This window comes from Granulicella mallensis (assembly GCF_014203225.1).
GTDB lineage: Bacteria > Acidobacteriota > Terriglobia > Terriglobales > Acidobacteriaceae > Granulicella > Granulicella mallensis_A.
This window is the reverse complement of record NZ_JACHIO010000016.1, coordinates 115,126-134,335: the sequence shown is the minus strand read 5'-3', so window position 1 is coordinate 134,335 and position 19,210 is coordinate 115,126. Positions and strand designations below refer to the sequence as shown.

Below are 19,210 nucleotides of genomic sequence, written 5' to 3'. Positions count from 1 at the left end.
AGCTATTGGACATCCTAAATGCTTCTTCGTAACGTGAAGAAGAAGGAGTAACGGCATGGCAATCTCTGGAACGAAGGACACCACCTGCTTTGTCTGCGGCCCTGATAATCCGCTGGGTCTGCGGGTTCCATTCGCGCCGGACGGTGACGCGGGCAGCACGGCTGTCTATGTGGCGCGCAAGGAGCATGGTGGGTGGAACGGAATTCTGCATGGAGGAGTGACGTTCTCTCTGATGGATGAAGCATTTGGGTGGTGCCTGTACTTTCAGGACATCCCGTCGGTTACCGCACGTATCGAAACGCGATTTCACAGACCGATTCCGATTGGTACGCGCTTGCATATTCGCGCCTGGGTGGTTGGGCAGCGGAAGCGTTTGTTCGATGCGAAAGCCGAGGTGAGAGAGGGCGATGCGGGCGGTACGTTGCTGGCAGAGTCGGAGGCGGTACTGTGCCGCGTTGCGCCTGATGCCATGCCTGAACTGGAGTTGGTGGGAGCAAGCCGGTGAACGACATTGAAGTTCGTGAGTTTCAGGACGGCGATGAGGCGGCGTTTCGTCGACTGAACGAGGAGTGGATCGTTCGCTACTTCAAGTTGGAGGCCAAGGATGAGTATGCGCTTACCAATCCGCGTGAAACGATTCTTGACCACGGCGGCAGAATCTTCTTTGCGGTGCGGGCAGGAGAGTGTGTAGGCTGCTGCGCCCTGCTGGCGATAGGGTCGGGTGAGTATGAAGTGGCGAAGATGGCAGTTACTGCTTCCGCGCAGGGAAGCGGGCTTGGAAAACTTTTATTGCAGAGCACGATCGAGGCAGCGCGCGTAGCGGGAGCGACAAGGCTTTATCTGGAGACAAACCATGCGCTGACGCCGGCGATTCGTCTGTATGAGTCGCTGGGGTTCCGGCATCTTGCGCCTGAGCGGGTGGTGCCTTCGGCGTATGAGCGTGCGGATGTGTTCATGGAGTTGGTGCTGGCGGTGCCAGCCCGTTAGACTGGCCGTGTGCCGACCATCCTGAGATTTCAAGGTTTCAATATCATGATCTATACCTTTGATCATGAACCGGCTCATGTTCATGCCAAAGGACGTGGAGTTGAAGCTATCTTCCTTTTGAACTGTGCTGGTGGCCCGATTGAGGTTCGGAACCGGTATGGGACTACCGCTGCGGAAGAGGCTATGCTGGCTCGCTTTATTGATGAAAACAGAGTTATTCTTTGCAAAGCATGGGAGGAACTGCATGGCAACGCAGAAAGAGCGTGATTGGCTTGACGTCTACGGGCAGGAGAACCGTGAGCGGGGGCTTTATATCGTCGCCGCGTACTATGACGCGAATACAGGTGTCGTCCATGTAAAGCTGAAGGCGGGCATGACCATCTCATTCCCAAAGGAACGGTCACAGGCTTTGGCGAAGGCCACAGATGAACAGCTCAGTGAGCTAGAGGTTAGCCCAGCGGGTTGGAGTGTAGATTTCCCAAGTCTAGATGATGGATTTTCGCTTGAGGGATTACTCTCCGGCCGCTTTGGCAATGATCGCTGGGAACGGGAGTGGGCGGAAAAGCATCAGGAGTTGCAGGCTGCTTAGAGTCGCTGCTAGCTCCAGTCGTCTCTCACTACAGCCTGATCCGCGAAGACCTGCTCGAAGGCATCGGTCTTCTTGACGAGGATATCGCCCAGTTGCTCGGCCTGGCGCAGCACAATCGCCTGTAGACGTACAAGCTCCAGCATCGCGAGAAACGTGCAGATCAACGCGCGCTCGGAGTGCGTGCTGTGCAGCATGCGCCGCAGACTTACGGGCTTGTCTTCCATCAGCAGACGGCGCTTCACGTAGTCGATCATCTGCGCTACGGTGACGGAGTCCTCGTTGATGGAGTGAACGGGACGTTCGCGCAGCCGCTGCAGGATGTCCTGAAACACGCGCACGAGGTCGACGGTATCGGCGGCGATCTCGCGTTCGCCTTCGACGGAGTCCAGGCCCTCATCGTGCAGGAAGGCCTTCAGGCCGGGCTTGGACCAGGTGGCCTCTTCGATCTGCTGCTTCTGCATCAGCATCTGCGCGGCGGCCTTGAAGCGCTCGTGCTCCAGCAGGCGCTCGACAAGCTCGCGGCGCGGATCGTCGTCGACACCTGCAGCAACGGCCAGTGGGTCGCGCGGCAGCAGTGTCTTCGACTTGATGTGGATCAGCAGCGAGGCCACGTAGATGAACTCGCCCGCCGCATCGACGTCGGTCTGTTTCAGGTGGTGCGTGTACTCCAGAAACTGCGCGGTGATGCGTGCGATGGGAATGTCGTAGATGTCGATGTTCTGCTTGCGGATGAGGTCGAGCAAAAGGTCGAGCGGACCGTCGTAGACCTGGCCGACCGTGATGGAGAAGGGGGATTGCGAAGCCTCTTCTCTATCACGGTCTTTCTCTTTCTGGGTCTGCTTTCTGGGCTCAGGCGGAGGCGGCGTTGGCGGGTGTTCGAGGGCGAAAGGCTCTGAAGGCGGGATGATGTCGTCGGACACGGCAGCCGCTTCAGCTTCTGGCGCTGTGTCGTTTCGTTCCTCGGAAGCAGTCTCCGGAGCAACCTGCTCCGGAGCTGTTTCTTCGTTCGCGTCGATCTTCTGTTCGTCCTTCAGCTCATCGCTCATCGTTAGGCCAGTCCCATTGCGAGCTGCACCTCGTGCAGCGTCTCCTGTGCGCGCTTGGCGGCGCGAGCGCTGCCGTTGGCGAGCACGTCCTTGATGACGCCGGGGCGCTTTTCGAGGTCGCGGCGGTGCGCCTGGATCGGCGCGATGGTGGTGACGATCGCGTCCGCAACCCAGCTCTTGCACTCGATGCAGCCGATGCTCGCCTTGCGGCAGCCCTCGGCGGCTTCAGCCTGTACGGTTTCGCTGGAGAAGACCTTGTGCAGGTCGAAGACCGGGCAGACATCCGGATTGCCCGGGTCGGTACGGCGAATGCGCGCCGGATCGGTGACCATCGTCTTCAGCTTTTCGCGCAGGTCGGCTTCGGGCTCGGCGAGCATGATCGTGTTGCCGTAGCTCTTCGACATCTTGCGGCCGTCGAGTCCGGGCAGCTTGGGCGAGGGCGTCAGCAGCACCTTGGGCTCGGGCAGAATCTCGCCGCGGCCAAAGCTGCCGATCTTCTTCGTCTGACCGGCAGCCTCAAAGAGCTGGTGATGGCTGAAGTCCGTGCGGGTCGAGTTCTTCGGCTCTCCGGCGAGTTTTCGGGCTTTCTCGAGGATGGCCTGCATCTCCCAGGGCGCGGCGTCGGGAGCGAGATAGAAGTTGCCGGGGTAGAGCTGGTTGAAGCGCCGCGCGACCTCGCGGGTCAGCTCCACGTGGGCTACCTGGTCCGCGCCGACGGGCACGAAGTCGGGCTTGTAGAGCAGGATGTCGGCGGCCTGCAGCAGTGGGTATCCGAGGAACCCGTAGGTGCTCAGGTCCTTGCTCGTGAGCTGCTGTTGCTGGTCCTTGTAGGTGGGCACGCGTTCGAGCCAGCCGAGCGGCGTGAACATGCCGAAGAGCGTATTCAGACGGTCGTGCTGCAGCACATCGCTCTGGCGAAAGACGACGCAGCGGCCAGGATCGAGCCCGGCGGAGAGGAAGTCCAGCGCGATTTCGAAGATGTTGTCCTGCACGCGGCTGGGATCGGCGTAGTCCGTGGTCAGGGCGTGGAGGTCGGCGATGAAAAAGTAGCAGTCGTACTCGTGCTGCAGACGCACCCAGTTGTAGAGGGCGCCCATGTAGTTGCCGAGGTGCAGCCTGCCGGTGGGTCGCATGCCGCTGAGGACGCGGGGGCGCGGTATCGTTCGTGTTGAAGAGGGGCTCATTGTTTCCGAGGTTAAGGATACATGGCGGAAAGCATGCAGGCTGATTTCGTTGCTTTTAGTTACTCCAGAACTAGAGCCATCGCAAAACCGTCATAGCCCTTGCTGCCTACCGTTTGCAGCGCGGTCGCCGAAAGACGAGGTTCTGCAGCCATCATTTCGAGGAAACGGCGCTGTCCCTGCACATTTTCATCGGTGCTGGATGCGTCGGCAATCTCGCCTTCGCGCACGACGTTGTCGCCGATGAGGAGCGTTCCCTGACGTGAAAATTTGAGGGCCCAGGTCAGGTAATTGGGGGTATTGGGCTTGTCGGCATCGATAAAGATCAGGTCGAAGGGCTCAGTTCCTTCTGCTTCCATCTTTGCGAGGGTCTCGAGCGCAGGGCCAACGCGGATTTCGACGACCTTCGCCAGTCCTGCACGTGCGATGTTGGCGCGGGCGACTTCGGCGTGTTTGGGGCTGAACTCCAGCGTCGTCAGGCGGCCGTCTGCTGGCAGCGCACGGGCCATCCAGATGCTGCTGTAGCCGCCGAGGGTGCCGATCTCGAGGATTCTGCGTGCGCCCCGTAGCTGCACCAGCAACTGCAGGAACTTGCCCTGGTTTGGTGCGACGTCGATGGTTGGGAGTCCGGCCTCGCCGTTGGCCTGCAAGGCGGCGTCGAGCACGGCATCCGAGGGTACGAGTGTTTCGGTGAAGTAGCGGTCTACGGCGGTCCATTGCGTTTGTGACATCGGTGCTCCTGTAAAGCGCTTTTAGCAGGGGGAATGTGGGTGAATGTGACTGCTCTAGGCCCACCACGCTTCAGCGGCGGGTTCGCGGGGAAGGATTTTCTTCAACAGGTCGATGGCGAACCGAACCCCTTCATCGACCGACAGGAGAGGATCTTCATGCTCGATGCTGATCGCGCCGTCGTACTGAACGGTGCGCAGGGCGCTGAGAATCTCGCGCCACTGCTGCTCGCCGTGGCCGAAGCCGACGGTGCGGAAGTTCCAGGAGCGCCCCGCTACATTGCGGTAGCTCTTCGGGTCGAGCACGCCATTGCGGCTGAGGATGTGCTGCTGGAATGCGAGATCTTTGGCGTGAACGTGAAAGATCGAGTCCCCCAGTGCGGCGATCGCCGTAGGAATGTGGACTCCCTGCCAGAACAGGTGGCTGGGATCGAAGTTGATCCCGAGGTTGTTCCCCGCGGCGGCACGCAGGCGAAGCAGCGTCTCCGGGTTGTAGACCAGAAAGCCGGGATGCGCTTCCAGCGCGACGCGAACGCCATGCGTGCGGGCAAACTCGGCTGCCTCGCACCAGTAGGGGATTGCCACTTCTTCCCATTGCCAGGCGAGCAGCTCGGAGAACTCCGGCGGCCATGCAGTCACCACCCAGTTGGGTACTTTGGAGCCGGCGCGGTCGCCGGGACAGCCTGAGAAGGTGACGACTGTCTTTACGTTCAGCCGTTCCGCGAGCAGCACGGTCCGGCGAAAGGTGGCATCGTCGCGTTCGGCGGTGGCGCGGTCCGGGTGTAGCGGGTTGCCGTGGCAGGAGAGAGCGCTGATGCTCATTCCGCTATCGGCGAGGCGGCGGACGAAGGCCTGCGCGCGTGAGGGGTCGGCCAGCAGTTCGTCGACGGGCAGGTGCGGATTTCCAGGGAATCCGCCAGCGCCGAGTTCGAGCGCTTCGATGCCGAGTGCGGCGGTCTTTTTGATCATCTGGTCTATGGATAGGCTGCCGTATACGGCGGTGAAAAGCCCGAGTTGCATTCGATGGTCCTCGCTAAGGCAATCATCCTACATTTGGGATGCGACATGCTTGTCACATAAACCTGCATTCTTTGAAGGGGCGGCGCTTAGACAAAAGCGGCTTTAGCCGCGGAGGGAATGCCGTGTGCCCAGGTGAGGAATCTCTCCCTGAAGGAGCATTCCCTCAGTGGCTAAAGCCACCGTGCATTTGGCTCTGACGGAGGGGCTGAAGCCCCTCCCTTTCAAAACAGAGAGAATCGTGTGTTTAAAATAAAAGTTCGTTCGAGCTTCTATGGGGCGATTCTGTCTTCCCCAGTCAACCGGATTGACAGCAGAACCGGCGGAATGATCTCCTTATGCCGCAGAGGCTCCGCGAGACTATGTCCTTCCTCCCTTCCTGTAATCGACGTGTATTTCTCCAGTCGCTCTCCGCGACCGCATTGCTGACAACGGTTCGTCCTGGGTGGGGAAAGACGATTCCTCCCATCGGGGCGCAGCTTTATACGCTTCGCAAGGAAGTGGTGAAAGACCTGCCGGGAACCCTGGCTGCGGTGCGCAAGATCGGCATTACGCAGGTCGAAGCGTTCCCCGCGATCTATAACCATCCGGCCCCCGAGCTGAAGAGAATCATCGAAGACGCGGGACTCACCTGCCCCAGTGCTCACTTCGACTACGACAAGCTCGAAGAGAGTGTCGACTACGCGAAGGCGCTTGGCCTGTCGTATATGGTCTGCCCCATGCTGCCGAAGGCGATGTGGAGCGCCGATGGCTTTGTGCAGGCTGCGGCGCGGTACAACATGATTGGCGCGAAGGCGAAGAACCTGGGGATGAAGTTCGCTTTCCACAATCACGACTACGAGTTTCTCCCGATAAAACGCTCCGGCCTGCCGGACACTACCGGCTTGCAGTTGTTGCTGGAGCACACAGACCCGAAGCTCGTCTTCTGGGAAGAAGATTGCTATTGGGTCGCGCAGTCCGGCAACGATCCGCTTGCGTTGTTGAAGCAGAACGAACGCCGCGTGCGTCTGCTGCACCTCAAGGATCGCAAAGCCAACGTTCCAGCAAGCTTCACGATGGGCAAGGATTCGGCGTTCTTTACCGAGGTGGGAACGGGCACCATCGCCTGGCCTCCGATCCTGAAGATCGCTCGTGAAACCGGCGCGCTGCTGTTTATCGAGCAGGATGAGACGGCGGGGCCGCCGCTCGAAAGCCTCGCGATCAGCTATCGAAATTTGCGGAAGTATCTCGCCTAGCAGAGTCTCAAAATGAAAAAGGTGATGATGCGTCTTCGTCAGGCTTTCAAGCCGTCTCGCTATGCCCTTCTTCTTGGCGTGATGGTCTTTGCACTCTGCGCGAACGCACAGAGTGCAACTCCGCAACGGCCCCGGATTACGGGCATCTCGCATGTCGGCTACTTCGTCTCCAACCTGCAGGCGAGCATCGCTTTCTGGCATGACTTTCTCGGCTTCGATGAGGCGTATGACCTGAAGAAACCAGGCAGCGATGAGACCCGCATCGCGTTTATCAAGATCAACGACCATCAGCACATCGAGCTCTTCAACGAGACCCCCTCCGATACGCGCAACATGATGAGTCACATCTGCTTCACGGTGGACGACGTGGAGCAGATGCGTGCCTATCTGAAATCGCAGGGGTTTGATGTGAAGCCGGGAAACGGCAGCAAGACCCGCACGGGCGACTATGCGTTCGAGATCAAAGATCCGGACGGCACACTGGTGGAGTTCGTGCAGAGCCTTCCTGACGGGCTCGAGAAAAAGGCTGCAGGCAAGTTCCTGCCGGATACCCGCATCTCGACGAAGATCTATCACGCTGGCTTCCTTGTCGGAAACAGTCAGCGTTCTCTGGATTTTTACGGCAAGATTCTCGGCTTCAAAGAGACGTGGCGCGGAGGCGCTAATCCAGCGGAGCTGAGCTGGATTAATATGCGCGTTCCCGATGGCGACGACTACGTGGAGTTCATGCTCTATCGCAAGCTGCCGACCGACTCATGGGGCGGCAAGAATCATCTGTCGCTCGAAGTGCCGGATGTGACGAAGGCTGTCGAGACTCTCGAGGCGCGGCCTGCCTTCAAGACGTACGGCAAACCACTGACTGTCGCGACGGGCATCAACCATAAACATCAGGTCAATATCTTCGATCCCGATGGAACACGTGTCGAGTTGATGGAGTCTCATACTATCGACGGCAAGCCGGTTTCATCGTCTACAGCACCTCCACCACCGCCTTCACACGACTAAACCGGCTATGCATCGGCGCCGTCTTTTCGATCATCCATCTCTGTATAGAAACGGATCAGGAGAGCGTACGAATGAGGAAGACGGTGCTGATTACTGGAACGTCGTCGGGTATTGGGCTGGCGACGGTGAAGCTGTTTGCCGAGAACGACTGGAACGTCGTCGCAACCATGCGCAACCCGGCGGCGGGCGGCGAATTTGCGGGGCACAACAATGTCCTGGTGGTGCACCTCGACGTGAAAGACCTCGCGAGTATTGAGCGGGCTGTCGTCGCTGGCATCGAGTGCTTTGGCAGGATCGATGTCCTGATCAACAATGCGGGGTACGGCCAGTACGGACTGTTTGAAGCGCTCTCACGAGAGGATATCCAGGAGCAGTTCGACGTCAACGTCTTCGGCGTGATGGACGTTACGCGGGCGCTGCTGCCGCACTTCAGAAGAAACAAGGGTGGCCTGGTCCTGAACGTCGGTTCGGGTGCGGGATTGTTTGCGCTGCCGATGATCTCGCTCTACTGTGCGAGCAAGTTTGCGCTGGAGGGATTCTCCGAAGCGCTGGCGTATGAACTGGCGTCACAGAACATCGTCGTCAAGCTGGTTGAGCCTCATGGCGGCGTGAACAATACGAACTTCTCCGAGCGGTCTGCGGAGTGCAGTGCGAAGGACGATTCGCTGACCGCCTACGACGGCTTTGTCGAGCGCACGCAGGAGGCGTTTGGCAGCATGACGGCATCGCGGACGATCTGTTCGGGAGATGTGGCGAAGGTCATCTTCGAGGCGGTAACCGATGGCACGGACAGGCTCCGGTATCTGGTAGGCGATGACGCGAGAGGCTTCATTCGCGCGTGGGATGAGATGTCGAACGCGGACTATGTGCAGTTCATGCGGTCGAAGTTTTCGGCGGAAGGCTAGGTCGTGCCATCAGACTGCAAACGCAGAGTGCGCGAAGGACGCTAAGTTTGCGCAGAGTTTCCTTTGCGTCAACTTGGCGTACTCAGCGCACTCCGCGTTTGCAGTTTGGATTACAGGCTGAAGAGCAGCTGCTGGAAGATGCCCATCAGCGGTGCGAAGACGATCATGATGAGCGTGAAGCCGAGGAACATGAACGCGAACATCAGGTAGAGCCCAATGCTCTGATAGGTCTGCGCTGCGTTGTAGGGCAGGTAGTGCATCAGGATCTTGCCGCCGTCGAGAAACGGCAGCGGAACCAGGTTGAAGACGAAGAGCAGCAGGTTCATCAGGATGCAGAAGTAGAGAAACAGGATCAGCGGAAAGATAGCCGGCAGGCCTTCCGTGGAGACGCCAAGGTTACGAAACCCCAGCGCAACCGCTGTTCCCAGGGACGCGTTCGCATCGGCGTTGACGTGCCGCAGGACGATCAGCACGATCAGGGCAACGACCGCCGCGAGCAGTTGTGCCCCCGGACCTGCGAGAGTGGCGATCATCTCATCGCGTGAGGGATTCCGGAAGTTGCGCGGCGTCATGGGGACGGGCTTGCCCCAGCCCAGGATCAGCGGGCTGCGGAAGATGTAAATCAGCGGCCAGATCGCCATGCCGAAGAGATCGAAGTGCTTCGCAGGATTCATGGTCATGCGGCCCATCATCCGTGCCGTCGGATCGCCGAGACGGTTGGCCATCCACGCTTGCGCGCAGTCATGCAGTGAGATGGAAAGTACCATCACAAGAAGTTCAAAGATTACGAGTGCACCAGTTAACGGCATAAAGATAGCTTACCGGAGGACAATTTCACGGAGCCTTTAGGTCGCCCAGGGTAGCCTGCCGAAGTCAGCCGTAGTCTGAAAACACCTATTACTCAATGGCATAGACGATCTGCACGGTGGCGGTGCTCTGGACGCGCTGTGCTTCGATGGCGAGTGGAGCAGCTGTCTTGGCTTCGACACTATCACTCATCATGGCAAAGCTTCGAACACGAGGAGCGATGAACCCATTGCTGATGCTGTTGGTCGCATACAGGGGCTTGCCGAGCGTGACGCCCATGCCCTTAGCCAGCTCCGCTGCGAGCGCACGGGCGTGCTCGGTGGCGAGGCGAATGGCTTCGCTGTCCAGCGCGATGTTGTTCTTCATGCGCCAGTTGATGTCACCGCTCTGGTTGGCTCCGGCCTGCACAGCGGCGTCGAGGATGAGTGCGGCGTCCTTTGGATCGACGCTGACGGTCCAACTCTGCTGGACGCTGAACTTCATGCCCTTCTGGGTCTTGATCTCGTAGTCGGTAAGGCGGGAGACGCGCTGGCTCTGACTCTGGATCTCGGAGCGTGTGGCTCCGGCGTCGAGCATGGCCTTGGTGATGCCGTTGGAGCTATCGGAAGCAGCCTTGTACGCGTCCTTCAGCGTGGCGCCATAGACCGTAAAGCCGACGTGGAGATCGGCAACGTCCGGGTCGGCCTCGGCGTGATCCGTGGCGGAGATCGCAATCGTACGGTTGTCCTTGTTGATCTGAACGGACGGGTTGTCAGCTGTTTGTGCCCTTGTGGCGAGTGGCAACGTGGCGGCAAGAAGAACGAGTGTGGCAAAGCGTAGAGTCTGCATTGTTAGGCATCCTTGTCGCCGGTCAACAGGTCGGCGAGAGTCTCTTTGTGCTTCGGTTTAGCGGCGGCTTTTGCTTTGGGGTCGGGCAGTACGCGCTCCGGCGGAGGCGAGCCGAGACGTTCGCGGGCGTTGGCTTTTACGGCCTTTGTTACGGAAAAGACCTTTTTCTTCGTTTTGGCCACGGTGCTGTCTCCCTCTGCGTTTCCCAGCGTACTCCAAAAGTGCGGTCAGTCAGGCGGATAGGCTGTCAGTGTGGCATACTTCGGGATGCCTCGCACGGCGGTAGCATAGAACTCGAAGAGGTCTGGCGCGGAGCAGCGCGCCGGAGGTGCTGAAAATGGAAGAACGCGATTTTTTTGACGAGCAGCCGGAGCAGCGGACGCACACCATGACCTGTCCGCACTGTGGCCAGGCGGGCGAATATCAACTGGGCTGGCTGGTACGGCGCAAGAAGCCGCAGGTTCCTCGTGGAGCCGATGAGCGCGACCGCGCACGCTTTGCCAAGGCCCAGAGCTACATGGTCCGGCGCGACGATATGGTCGGGTGCAAGAATATTCGCTGCCGTAAGCGGTTTGAGGTCATAGGGATACAGTCCGTGGCGGAGCTGCAGGAGGCTGCGGTAGGGCCCACGGAGAACCGCGCCGAGCGGATCAAGGCAGCCTTCAGCCGACGCTCGCAGAGGTGAACCAAGGGAGTTAACCCCACCTCAAGCGTTGGTTTAGGTGTTACCGATTCGGCAATGGCCTTTGTGGTTCACAGGGCAGGTTGTGATTTAATGAGCTTGCAGCGCTCTAACCGCGCGACAAGATTTAGCAGGAGACTTACCATGGCAGCTCTCATCCCCGTAGAAGAACGTAGCCTGACCCCCGCTGAGGTAGCGCACCTGGATCAACGCCGCCGTCGCGGCCACCTGTTTCTGGTGATGGGCTTCCAGTTCCTGCTGGTCAGCGTCTTCGTTCTGCTCTGGAGCGGACAGGATGCAACCTATTCGCCCGGCTGGGCTCACCCTATGGTCTATTGGGACATGTTGGTATTCACCTGCGCCGTGACCTTCCTGATCAAGGGTCTCCGCATGCGCCGTGGCGTCAACGAGTTCTTCTCTTACTAGAGAGTGGTTTTTGGAATAACGAAACGGCGAGCTTCGGCTCGCCGTTTTTGTTTGGTGTGCCTAGGGTGTGTCATCCAACTTTGCGTCAGGATTTGGCCAGCCTTTGGCTTTGAAGGGGCGGGGCTTCAGCCCCACCGTTGGGACAACACAGGGAATAAAGCGGCTTCAGCCGCGGAGGGAACGATGTCTATCGGGGCAGTGACTCCATCCCTTGGAAGGTCTTTGCCTTTCAGAAGCGTTTAGGTTTGCCCAGGCATCGTACCCTCAGTGACTAAAGTCACTGTATCCGGCGGTTCCTACTGGCGGGGCTGAAAGCCCCGCCCTTTCAAAACGGAAAGAGTTACAGGGCCAGCACAATGGGGGCCCGCATCTGCTATTGTGGCAAGTTCGCTCTTATGCGGAGGCACGAGTGGCTGCTGTTGGTTTCGAGATGAGAGCTTTGGCGGGTATTGTCCTCGCTGAACCGTTGCGTTTTTCGGTTATCGAGATGGTCTTGCTGCTGCTTTTGTGCGCCGCTTCGGCAGCCCTGTTTCTCTGGCGGCTGTGGCCGATTGCCGGCAACATCTGGCGCTCGAAGAAGGATGCGGACTTCTCGTTCGCCCCTGTGGGCAGGCGCGTCTGGGTCTTCGTCTGGGAGGTCCTCTGCCAGGCGAAGGTGATTCGCCAGCGGCCTCTGCCGGGCATCGCGCATGCCTTTGTCTTCTGGGGATTCCTGGCGTTTGCGCTGGTCAGCCTCAACCATCTCGCGACGGGATTGCGCCTTGGATTTCTGCAGCACGCGGGCTTCGTGGGGACGTTCTACTTCGGCTTCGCCGGCATCTGGGCGGTGCTGGTTGCGGTATCGATCGCCGGACTATTCTGGCGGCGTTTCATCTCGCGTCCGCGCTGGCTGGGGGAGAAGGTCTCGGTCGAGTCCGGTGTGATCGCCGGGCTGATCTTTGTGTTGATGGTCAGCTACCTCGCTGCGTTCTTTGTGGCGGACGATAGCGTGGCCGTACAGCTCCTTTGGTGGACCCACACGCTGGCGTTGCTGATCTTTCTGCCGCTGATCCCGCACACCAAGCACCTGCATCTCGTGCTGAGCCCGCTGACGGTCTTCCTCAAGCGCGGCGAGTTCTCGCAGATACCGAAGCTGGAGGGCGACGAAGACTTCGGCCTCGTGGCGGGCAAGGACCTCACGCAGATCATCTCGCTGCAGGCGTACAGCTGCGTGGAGTGCGGTCGCTGCACCGAGCACTGTCCGGCTTCGACGACAGGGAAGGTGCTCAACCCGAAAGAGATTGTGCTGGGCGTGCGCAGCTATCTCAATACCTTCGGCCCGGCCAGCGAGACGCCATTGCTGAACGAGATGCGGGAAGAGACAGCCAATGCTTCGCCGGACAACCCGGCCGCAAATTATCTGTCGATGGAGGCCGCCTTTGAATGCACGACCTGCGGCGCGTGCGAGTACCAGTGCCCGGTCGGCGTAGAACATCTGCCGATCATGGTCGGACTGCGGCGCGGTGCGGTCAACACCGGCGCGTGGGAGGACCGCTACGGCACCAAGCTCTTCCTCGCGCTCGAGAAGCAGGGCAATGCGCTGGGCCTGAGCGCGCTGGAGCGTGAGAAGTTCATCGCCAAACAGGAGTTCCCGATCTTCGATGGCTCGCAGGAGTACTGTCTGTGGCTGGGTTGCATGGGCGGCTACGACCCCAAGGGCCGCGAGATCATCGCCGACTTCGCACGTGTGATGCGCTATCTCGGCACGAGCTTCGGGGTGTTGAAGAAAGAGAAGTGCACGGGTGATCCCGCACGCCGCCTCGGCAACGATCTCGTCTTCGGCTCTCTCGCCGAGGCTGGATTGAAAGCCTTCGAGCAGGCGCAGGTGAAGAAGATCGTCGCCATCTGCCCGCACTGTGTACGCACCATCGCCACCGACTGGCGTGAGTACGGTATTGCGCCCGAGATCGAACACCACTCTGAGTTCATGGCGCGCTTTGCGGACAAGCTGCCAAAACAGAAGGGCGAGAGCATCGTCTACCACGACCCCTGCTATCTGGGCCGCTACCAGGACGTCTACGAAGAGCCGCGTGCGGTCGTTGCTGCTGCGGGTTCGCTGGTCGAAGCCGAGCGCAACCATGAGCGATCGTTCTGCTGCGGCGCGGGCGGAGGGCTGGCGTTTCTCGGCGAAGAGACTGGGGAGCGTGTAAGCCACGTGCGCGCGAAGGAGCTTGTCGCCACCGGGGCACAGACCATTGGCACGGCATGTCCGTTCTGCAATACGATGTTCCGCGATGCCCTGGGTGCGGTCGGTGGAGGAAAGCCGCCGCAGTTGCTGGATATCGCGCAGTTGACGGCGCGAGCGCTGCGTCCGGCTTCTCCCGAAGAGACTGTCGGCATCTAACCGCAGGTGCCTGCTTCCGCTCTAGCGCATATTCTCCTGCCGCTCATCGTGGCGCTCAGCATCCTGCTCATGCTGGTGCGCCCGCGCGGCATTGCGGAGGTCTATTGGATCAGTGGTGGGGCTCTGCTGCTGGTTGCTCTTCGTCTCGTTCCACTGCCTCTTGCGGGACACGCCGTGGCCGAGGGATCGGACGTCTATCTCTTCCTGATCGGCATGATGCTGCTCTCCGAACTGGCTCGCGAGCAGGGCGTCTTCGATTGGGTTTCATCGGTCGCGGTGCGTAGCGCGAAGGGCTCCTGCACGCGGCTGTTCACCATGGTGTATGCCGTCGGAACGCTGGTCACGATCTTCATGTCGAACGACGCGACGGCGGTGGTCCTCACGCCTGCGATTCTGACCGCCATCCGGAAGGCAAAGATTCAACCTCTTCCTTATCTTTTTATCTGCGCGCTGATCGCGAACGCCGCGTCCTTCGTGCTGCCGATCTCCAATCCTGCAAACCTCGTGGTCTTCCATACGGGCATGCCACCGCTTGGACAGTGGCTGGCCTTGTTCGGTGTACCGTCACTGCTTTCGATCGGCGCAACCTACCTTGTGATGCGCTTCCTGTTTCGTAAAGAACTTTGCGAGACGATCGACAGCGAGGCCGAGGACGCGCCTCTCAGTACGAACGGCAAGCTGGTCCTTACGGGTCTGGCTGTGATGATCGCCGTTCTCCTGACGGCTTCGGCGATGAAGAAAGATTTGGGGCTTCCTACCTGCCTCGCGGCTCTGGTGATTACAGCCATCGTTTCGATCAAGGCAAAGAGCAATCCGCTCAAACTGGCTGCCGAGATTAGCTGGGGAACATTGGTTCTCGTCGCAGGATTGTTTCTCCTGGTGGACGCGGTCGAGAGCCAGGGCGCTCTGAAGTTCACTCAGGCGTGGCTGGCCTGGGCGCAGAGCCTTCCCACGGTAGCAGGCGCGCTGGTCGTCGGGTATGCGGTAGGCATTGCGAACAATCTCGTGAACAATCTTCCGCTCGGATTGATTGCGGGGGCGACCTTGCATGTCGCACAGGTGAAGGGCTTGCTCGCGAATGCGGTGCTGATCGGAATTGATCTGGGGCCCAATCTTTCCGTAACGGGATCGCTTGCAACCATCCTCTGGCTGCTTGCTCTGCGGAAGGAAAAGCTGGATGTGAGCTTTTGGGATTTTCTGAAGGTTGGCATCGTCGTTATGCCGGTTGCGCTTTTCGTCGCTCTGGGTGGTGCTATCGCGATGCATCTGCTGCTGCACGGTTCGTAGATCACTCAAGAATGGGAAAACTGGCAAGGGTGTGCCATTCAATAGCCCGGAGGGATTGGCCTTTTTCGGCTGTGAACAAGAGGCCCGGGGCTAAAGCCCAATTCTTGCGTGTCCTTATTCCGTAGCCTAAAGGCTACGGCTCCCTCCGTCTCCGTGACGCTGAAGCGTCACGGAACGCGCTTCGCGCAATTGGATGACACACCTTAGTTCATCCTCTTCATCTATCTACCGGCTTGAGCAGGCGCAGTCTTTGCAGAACGTGTGATTCAGGCGGTGAGCTGAAATCATGAGGAGACTGCCACAAAAGGTGATCCCAACCTCGGCCCAATGACCGGGCAGCCGATCTCCTGCAAAGGCCGCGAAGAAGATGCAGGCCAATCCTGCGGCCATCAGGAGAATCACTCGCGCCCGCCGATGAGTGCGGAATCCCCTGATGAGCGCAATCGTTCCGATGAGCGCGATCATCAGCGCCAGCGACCGATGCGTCCGCTCCTCCGACGGAAGGAAGTGCACAAAGACTGTCGACATCGAAAGCAGGATCGGCGTGATCAGGCAGTGAACGACGCAAAGGACGGATGTCCATATCCCGACGCGGTCGGCCCATGCGGTAGCGGTTGGTTCGAGAACGATTTCAGATTGCAGGCGCATGATGTTTCTAGGGTATCGAGAATGTGCTCCTGTTAGCAATACCTGGGAGTTTTTCTGCGATGCTAAAGGCGTTCTGTCTGATGTATCGGAAAATTTGTTGCATTCAGGCTCCTGCACAAAAGCGCGAAGCGCAAAACGTGACGCTTCAGCGTCGCGGGGCGGAGGGAGCCGTAGCCTTTAGGCTACGGAATTCAGGCTTAGCAAAGATGTGGCCTTTAGGCCCGGGCCTTCTTTCGAATGCGCACAAAAGGCCTGGGGCTAAAGCCCGATTCTTGCCTGCCCCCTTATTCCGTAGCCTAAAGGCTACGGCTCCCTCCGACTCCCGCGACGCTAAAGCGTCAGGGAACGCGCTTCGCGCTATGTTCCTGATTCGCTTCTGATCTGATTCTTTAGGGCGCGAGCGTTGTCAGGTCCTAATGCTTTTCCCGCCCTCCCCACAGCCGATGAGGCAGAACATACGTAAAGCCTGCGAACTCCTCCCAATGCGTCGAGGAAGAGGTCAGGCCATGATCGAAGCCTGCATCTACGACCAGATTCTTCCTGATCGGATAGGAGCCTGCCCATAGGTTACCGACGGCGTTTCCTCTCGTGAGCGGCTGCGTAAAGTGCCAGAGCTCGCCCGAGAGGGTGAACCGGCCCAGCGGGTGAGAGACCGAAAGCGTTTGACCGAATTGCCCGCGACGAACGGTTCCTTCCGCTTGCTCGGAGAAGACACCGTTCACGTCGAAGTGGAATCCGCCGAGATCGTCGCTTACCAGGAAAAGCGCGCTCTGCCGGAAGGTGCCGATGTCGATCTCCGGTGCGGGGCTCTCGTAGAGCCGGCGGATATAGCTAAGGCTCACCGTGGGAGTGTGACCTGTTCCCGATAGAGCCACCGCCTGCAATCCGGCAAAGACCTCGCCGGGGCGGTCTCCTGAGACCTCCGCTCCCGTCGCGTGGACGAACGGTTCGGAGAGCGCCAGCAACTGCAGGCGGGAGGTTACGGCGAGTTTCGTGACCTGGTTGATACCGAATCGCGTTTTGAATTCGGGCGATGTCTGGGCGTAGAGACCGCCGTTTTCAAACTGCAGATATCCCACGGGTGTTAGTGTCGCAGGCGTGGAGACGGTAGGGCGGCCCGGATTGGCCTCTGGTGTTTCCACGGCAGGAGTTTGTGCCTGCATCTGCGCCATGCAGAGCAGGGTAGCCGCCCCGAGAAGGGCGCAGCGAAGTTGTGTCATGAATTTCAGGCTCCAGAAAGAAGTGAGATCGCACGCCGAAGCGTGTGTTGCGATTTCTGTTCTGGGCTAAACGCGGGGAGGCTGGAAAGGTGGCGGGGTATAGTGTGTCGGGTAATGTTCCTTCCACAAGACGGGAACGATCGTCACGACAGCGACGGTAAACAACTGCGTCTGCCGGGGTGGCAGCCAGTGGAAGCCGCAGCAGGAACAGACTCCATTGCAGGTGTCGTTCGCGGGCGGTGCCTGCTTGTCGGCCAGAGGGGCGTGGCTGCTGTGCCAGCCTCCAAGGCCATCGCAGGTGGGACATATCGGCGAGACGATGCTCATCACAACCAGCAAAGCGCAGAGCAGCAGGGCTGCGGCCTTACTGCGGTTTGTGATGGAGCTGTGCATGGCTATTTCAGGATCGCATATCCGCGACGTCGCGCGATCGTACAGAGCGCCGTGAAGTCCTGCCGCGAAAGCTTTGCCATCTTCTTGTTGCCCTCTACTACTTACGAGCGTCTCCTTTGGGTTGGGAGGAACAAGCGAAAACGTGCGAAATCATCGAACTGCTTTCCACGGAGCGATTTTGATTGTCTGGCTATCTCGGTCATGCCATGCTTTGAGCAAGCTCCCTTATGGAACAAGTCACGTCACCGCATCGCGCAGGGCCTTTGTCTCGTCCTCTTCTGCTGGTCTCCTTCGCTGGAGCCCTGCTCTTTCTCTATCTGCGAACCTTTCTGCTGCCTGGGACTCCTTATCTCGCCCAGGGAGACCAGATCCTGTTCTTTGCGCGCGCTGTGCGTGTGGCTCACGGCCAGGTTCTCTATCGTGATTTCTTTGAGCTGGTCACTCCGGGCACGGACCTTCTCTATGCGGCGGCGTTCCGTGTCTTCGGTATTCACGCCTGGGTAATGCAGGCGTGGACCATCGTTCTGGGGCTTGCCCTTTTCTGGGTCGTGCTTCAGATTAGCGGCAGAATCTTTCGTGGTCCCCTCGTTCTGCTTCCAGCCCTGTTGTTTCTGATCTTCGACTTCAACTCGGGCTTGGATGCGACGCACCACTGGTACAGCACGCTCACCGCTTTGATGGCTGTTCTTGTCCTGATGAGAGGCGCAAGTCTTTGGCGGATCGTTGCGGCCGGAGCGCTTTGCGGTATTGCGACACTCTTTACCCAGACGCAGGGAGCCCTGGTCTTCGCCGCTCTGATCGTCTATTTGCTATGGCTCTGGAGATCCGATGAGCAGGGAGATCGAATCCTGGTACGGCTGTCGGCGCTGACCCTGCCGTTTGTGCTGATCGTCACTTCCGTTCTCGGCTATTACGTCTGCAAGGCAGGTCTTCATACTGTCTTCTTCGATCTGGTTCTGGTGCCTGTCCGATATATGTCCTCCGGCGATGTGAATTCACCGCGAACCTATCTGCGGCAGATTCCGTCGGTTCACTCCTTTCCCGAGATCGTTCGTCTGCCTCCGGTTTTATTTATCTATGCCGTCGTGCCTTACGTTTATTTCTTCGGACTTTACAAGCTATGGCGTAAACGCACGGAGCCGGTGGATGCCATTTGGCGGCATCTGGTTCTTCTGCATCTTGCAGGGCTCGCGCTCTTCTTGTCGGTGGCCAGCGCCCCCAGGCTCTTTCGCCTCAGTACGGTCGCTCCTCCCGCGATCATCGTCCTGGTGTGGCTTCTCGATCAGCAACGGCCTTTGCTGAGAGCTGTTCGCAACACGCTGGCTGTCGTTGCGGTGGCTTATTCACTTTTCCTGACGGCGTATCGTCAGACTCATCAGCGCTCTACCTTGACCCTGCCGCTCGGTCGAACCGCGTTTACCGATGTTCAGGAGTTTCATGCGTTTCAATGGATGTCCCAGCATACTCATCCCTCGGAGGGGTTGTTCAACCAGACCTCGTTAGGGCTCTATCTCGCGCTAGACAATCCCGCTGCGACAGAGTTTATCGGTGACGATGGTGTCACCCGCCCCGACCAGGTGGCCGCAGCGCTCCAGGCCTTTCGGCGCGATCCGCCCCACTTCATCGTATTGATTCCGGAGAGTCCCGAATCTCTAAAACACGAAAACAACTCTGGCCCTTTTCGCGAGTATGTTCATCGCAACTATCATCTGGCTCAAAGCTTTTCCTTTGACCGCAACTCCGGTCATAACGAGCTTTGGGAGCTGGGGCGGCCAGGCGAGACGACGGAGCCTCCGATGCGGTAGGCTAACCGGTTGCGTCTAATGGATGTCGAGGGGTGCCG

22 protein-coding genes are annotated in these 19,210 nt (G+C 59.2%); 12 read left to right on the top strand and 10 right to left on the bottom strand.

The window, feature by feature from the left end:
- Positions 1 to 55: 55 nt before the first annotated feature.
- From HDF15_RS18330 to HDF15_RS18315, 4 genes are read left to right on the top strand one after another with little or no spacing between them, the layout of a single operon-like run.
- Complete coding sequence (locus HDF15_RS18330; RefSeq protein WP_184258124.1) at positions 56 to 505, top strand: PaaI family thioesterase; 450 nt, start codon at positions 56 to 58, stop codon at positions 503 to 505.
- Positions 502 to 987 carry a GNAT family N-acetyltransferase gene (locus tag HDF15_RS18325; protein ID WP_184258122.1) on the top strand — a complete coding sequence of 162 codons (486 nt, stop codon included), beginning with the start codon at positions 502 to 504 and terminating at the stop codon, positions 985 to 987. Before HDF15_RS18330 ends, HDF15_RS18325 begins: the two co-directional genes overlap by 4 nt.
- Positions 988 to 1,032: 45 nt before the next feature.
- Entirely contained in the window at positions 1,033 to 1,254 is a 222-nt protein-coding gene (locus tag HDF15_RS18320) for a DUF4160 domain-containing protein (RefSeq protein ID WP_184258120.1), read from the top strand.
- Positions 1,232 to 1,576 (top strand): DUF2442 domain-containing protein, encoded by a 345-nt coding sequence (locus HDF15_RS18315; RefSeq protein ID WP_184258118.1) that lies wholly within the window; start codon positions 1,232 to 1,234, stop codon positions 1,574 to 1,576. Before HDF15_RS18320 ends, HDF15_RS18315 begins: the two co-directional genes overlap by 23 nt.
- Positions 1,577 to 1,584: 8 nt before the next feature.
- On the opposite strand, the gene HDF15_RS18310 is transcribed toward HDF15_RS18315, so the two are convergent.
- From HDF15_RS18310 to HDF15_RS18295, 4 genes are read right to left on the bottom strand one after another with little or no spacing between them, the layout of a single operon-like run.
- Positions 1,585 to 2,622: a ScpA family protein gene (locus HDF15_RS18310; protein ID WP_184258116.1), complete on the bottom strand. Its 1,038-nt coding sequence runs from the start codon at positions 2,620 to 2,622 to the stop codon at positions 1,585 to 1,587.
- 2 nt (positions 2,623 to 2,624) lie between these two features.
- Entirely contained in the window at positions 2,625 to 3,806 is a 1,182-nt protein-coding gene (gene trpS, locus HDF15_RS18305) for a tryptophan--tRNA ligase (protein WP_184258114.1), read from the bottom strand.
- Between the two features lie 59 nt (positions 3,807 to 3,865).
- Positions 3,866 to 4,534 (bottom strand): O-methyltransferase, encoded by a 669-nt coding sequence (locus HDF15_RS18300; RefSeq protein ID WP_184258112.1) that lies wholly within the window; start codon positions 4,532 to 4,534, stop codon positions 3,866 to 3,868.
- Positions 4,535 to 4,588: 54 nt separating this feature from the next.
- On the bottom strand, positions 4,589 to 5,551 hold the full coding sequence (locus tag HDF15_RS18295) for a sugar phosphate isomerase/epimerase (protein WP_184258110.1): 963 nt from the start codon (positions 5,549 to 5,551) through the stop codon (positions 4,589 to 4,591).
- Between the two features lie 359 nt (positions 5,552 to 5,910).
- Here HDF15_RS18295 and HDF15_RS18290 point away from each other — a divergent pair, with 359 nt between their 5' ends.
- From HDF15_RS18290 to HDF15_RS18280, 3 genes are all read left to right on the top strand, one after another.
- On the top strand, positions 5,911 to 6,783 hold the full coding sequence (locus HDF15_RS18290) for a sugar phosphate isomerase/epimerase (RefSeq protein WP_184258107.1): 873 nt from the start codon (positions 5,911 to 5,913) through the stop codon (positions 6,781 to 6,783).
- Between the two features lie 24 nt (positions 6,784 to 6,807).
- Positions 6,808 to 7,788 carry a VOC family protein gene (locus tag HDF15_RS18285; RefSeq protein ID WP_260331169.1) on the top strand — a complete coding sequence of 327 codons (981 nt, stop codon included), beginning with the start codon at positions 6,808 to 6,810 and terminating at the stop codon, positions 7,786 to 7,788.
- Positions 7,789 to 7,859: 71 nt separating this feature from the next.
- On the top strand, positions 7,860 to 8,693 hold the full coding sequence (locus tag HDF15_RS18280) for an SDR family oxidoreductase (protein WP_184258105.1): 834 nt from the start codon (positions 7,860 to 7,862) through the stop codon (positions 8,691 to 8,693).
- A gap of 110 nt (positions 8,694 to 8,803) precedes the next feature.
- Here HDF15_RS18280 and HDF15_RS18275 read toward each other — a convergent pair whose 3' ends face one another.
- The 3 genes from HDF15_RS18275 to HDF15_RS18265 form a co-directional block, all read right to left on the bottom strand.
- Positions 8,804 to 9,502 carry a site-2 protease family protein gene (locus tag HDF15_RS18275; protein ID WP_184258103.1) on the bottom strand — a complete coding sequence of 233 codons (699 nt, stop codon included), beginning with the start codon at positions 9,500 to 9,502 and terminating at the stop codon, positions 8,804 to 8,806.
- 88 nt (positions 9,503 to 9,590) lie between these two features.
- Positions 9,591 to 10,328: an SIMPL domain-containing protein gene (locus HDF15_RS18270; protein WP_184258101.1), complete on the bottom strand. Its 738-nt coding sequence runs from the start codon at positions 10,326 to 10,328 to the stop codon at positions 9,591 to 9,593.
- A gap of 2 nt (positions 10,329 to 10,330) precedes the next feature.
- On the bottom strand, positions 10,331 to 10,510 hold the full coding sequence (locus HDF15_RS18265) for a hypothetical protein (RefSeq protein WP_184258099.1): 180 nt from the start codon (positions 10,508 to 10,510) through the stop codon (positions 10,331 to 10,333).
- A gap of 155 nt (positions 10,511 to 10,665) precedes the next feature.
- On the opposite strand from HDF15_RS18265, the gene HDF15_RS18260 reads away from it, so the two are divergent.
- The 4 genes from HDF15_RS18260 to HDF15_RS18245 all read left to right on the top strand — a co-directional run bounded on the left by HDF15_RS18260 (position 10,666) and on the right by HDF15_RS18245 (position 15,106).
- The gene (locus HDF15_RS18260; protein WP_184258097.1) at positions 10,666 to 11,013 is read left to right on the top strand and encodes a hypothetical protein; all 348 of its coding nucleotides are present in this window, start codon (positions 10,666 to 10,668) and stop codon (positions 11,011 to 11,013) included.
- Between the two features lie 141 nt (positions 11,014 to 11,154).
- Positions 11,155 to 11,436: a hypothetical protein gene (locus tag HDF15_RS18255; protein WP_014267671.1), complete on the top strand. Its 282-nt coding sequence runs from the start codon at positions 11,155 to 11,157 to the stop codon at positions 11,434 to 11,436.
- 409 nt (positions 11,437 to 11,845) lie between these two features.
- Complete coding sequence (locus HDF15_RS18250; protein ID WP_184258096.1) at positions 11,846 to 13,819, top strand: (Fe-S)-binding protein; 1,974 nt, start codon at positions 11,846 to 11,848, stop codon at positions 13,817 to 13,819.
- A gap of 6 nt (positions 13,820 to 13,825) precedes the next feature.
- Positions 13,826 to 15,106, top strand: a complete 1,281-nt coding sequence (locus tag HDF15_RS18245; protein ID WP_184258094.1) for an arsenic transporter — start codon at positions 13,826 to 13,828, stop codon at positions 15,104 to 15,106.
- A 225-nt stretch (positions 15,107 to 15,331) separates the two neighbouring features.
- Here HDF15_RS18245 and HDF15_RS18240 read toward each other — a convergent pair whose 3' ends face one another.
- The 3 genes from HDF15_RS18240 to HDF15_RS18230 form a co-directional block, all read right to left on the bottom strand.
- Positions 15,332 to 15,754, bottom strand: coding sequence for a MerC domain-containing protein (locus HDF15_RS18240; RefSeq protein ID WP_184258092.1), 423 nt, complete (start codon positions 15,752 to 15,754; stop codon positions 15,332 to 15,334).
- 413 nt (positions 15,755 to 16,167) lie between these two features.
- The gene (locus HDF15_RS18235; protein ID WP_184258090.1) at positions 16,168 to 16,974 is read right to left on the bottom strand and encodes a hypothetical protein; all 807 of its coding nucleotides are present in this window, start codon (positions 16,972 to 16,974) and stop codon (positions 16,168 to 16,170) included.
- A gap of 66 nt (positions 16,975 to 17,040) precedes the next feature.
- The gene (locus HDF15_RS18230) at positions 17,041 to 17,367 is read right to left on the bottom strand and encodes a hypothetical protein (RefSeq protein ID WP_184258088.1); all 327 of its coding nucleotides are present in this window, start codon (positions 17,365 to 17,367) and stop codon (positions 17,041 to 17,043) included.
- A 227-nt stretch (positions 17,368 to 17,594) separates the two neighbouring features.
- Between HDF15_RS18230 and HDF15_RS18225 the strand changes: the two genes are divergently transcribed.
- Positions 17,595 to 19,172 carry a hypothetical protein gene (locus HDF15_RS18225; RefSeq protein ID WP_184258086.1) on the top strand — a complete coding sequence of 526 codons (1,578 nt, stop codon included), beginning with the start codon at positions 17,595 to 17,597 and terminating at the stop codon, positions 19,170 to 19,172.
- Positions 19,173 to 19,210: the final 38 nt, after the last annotated feature.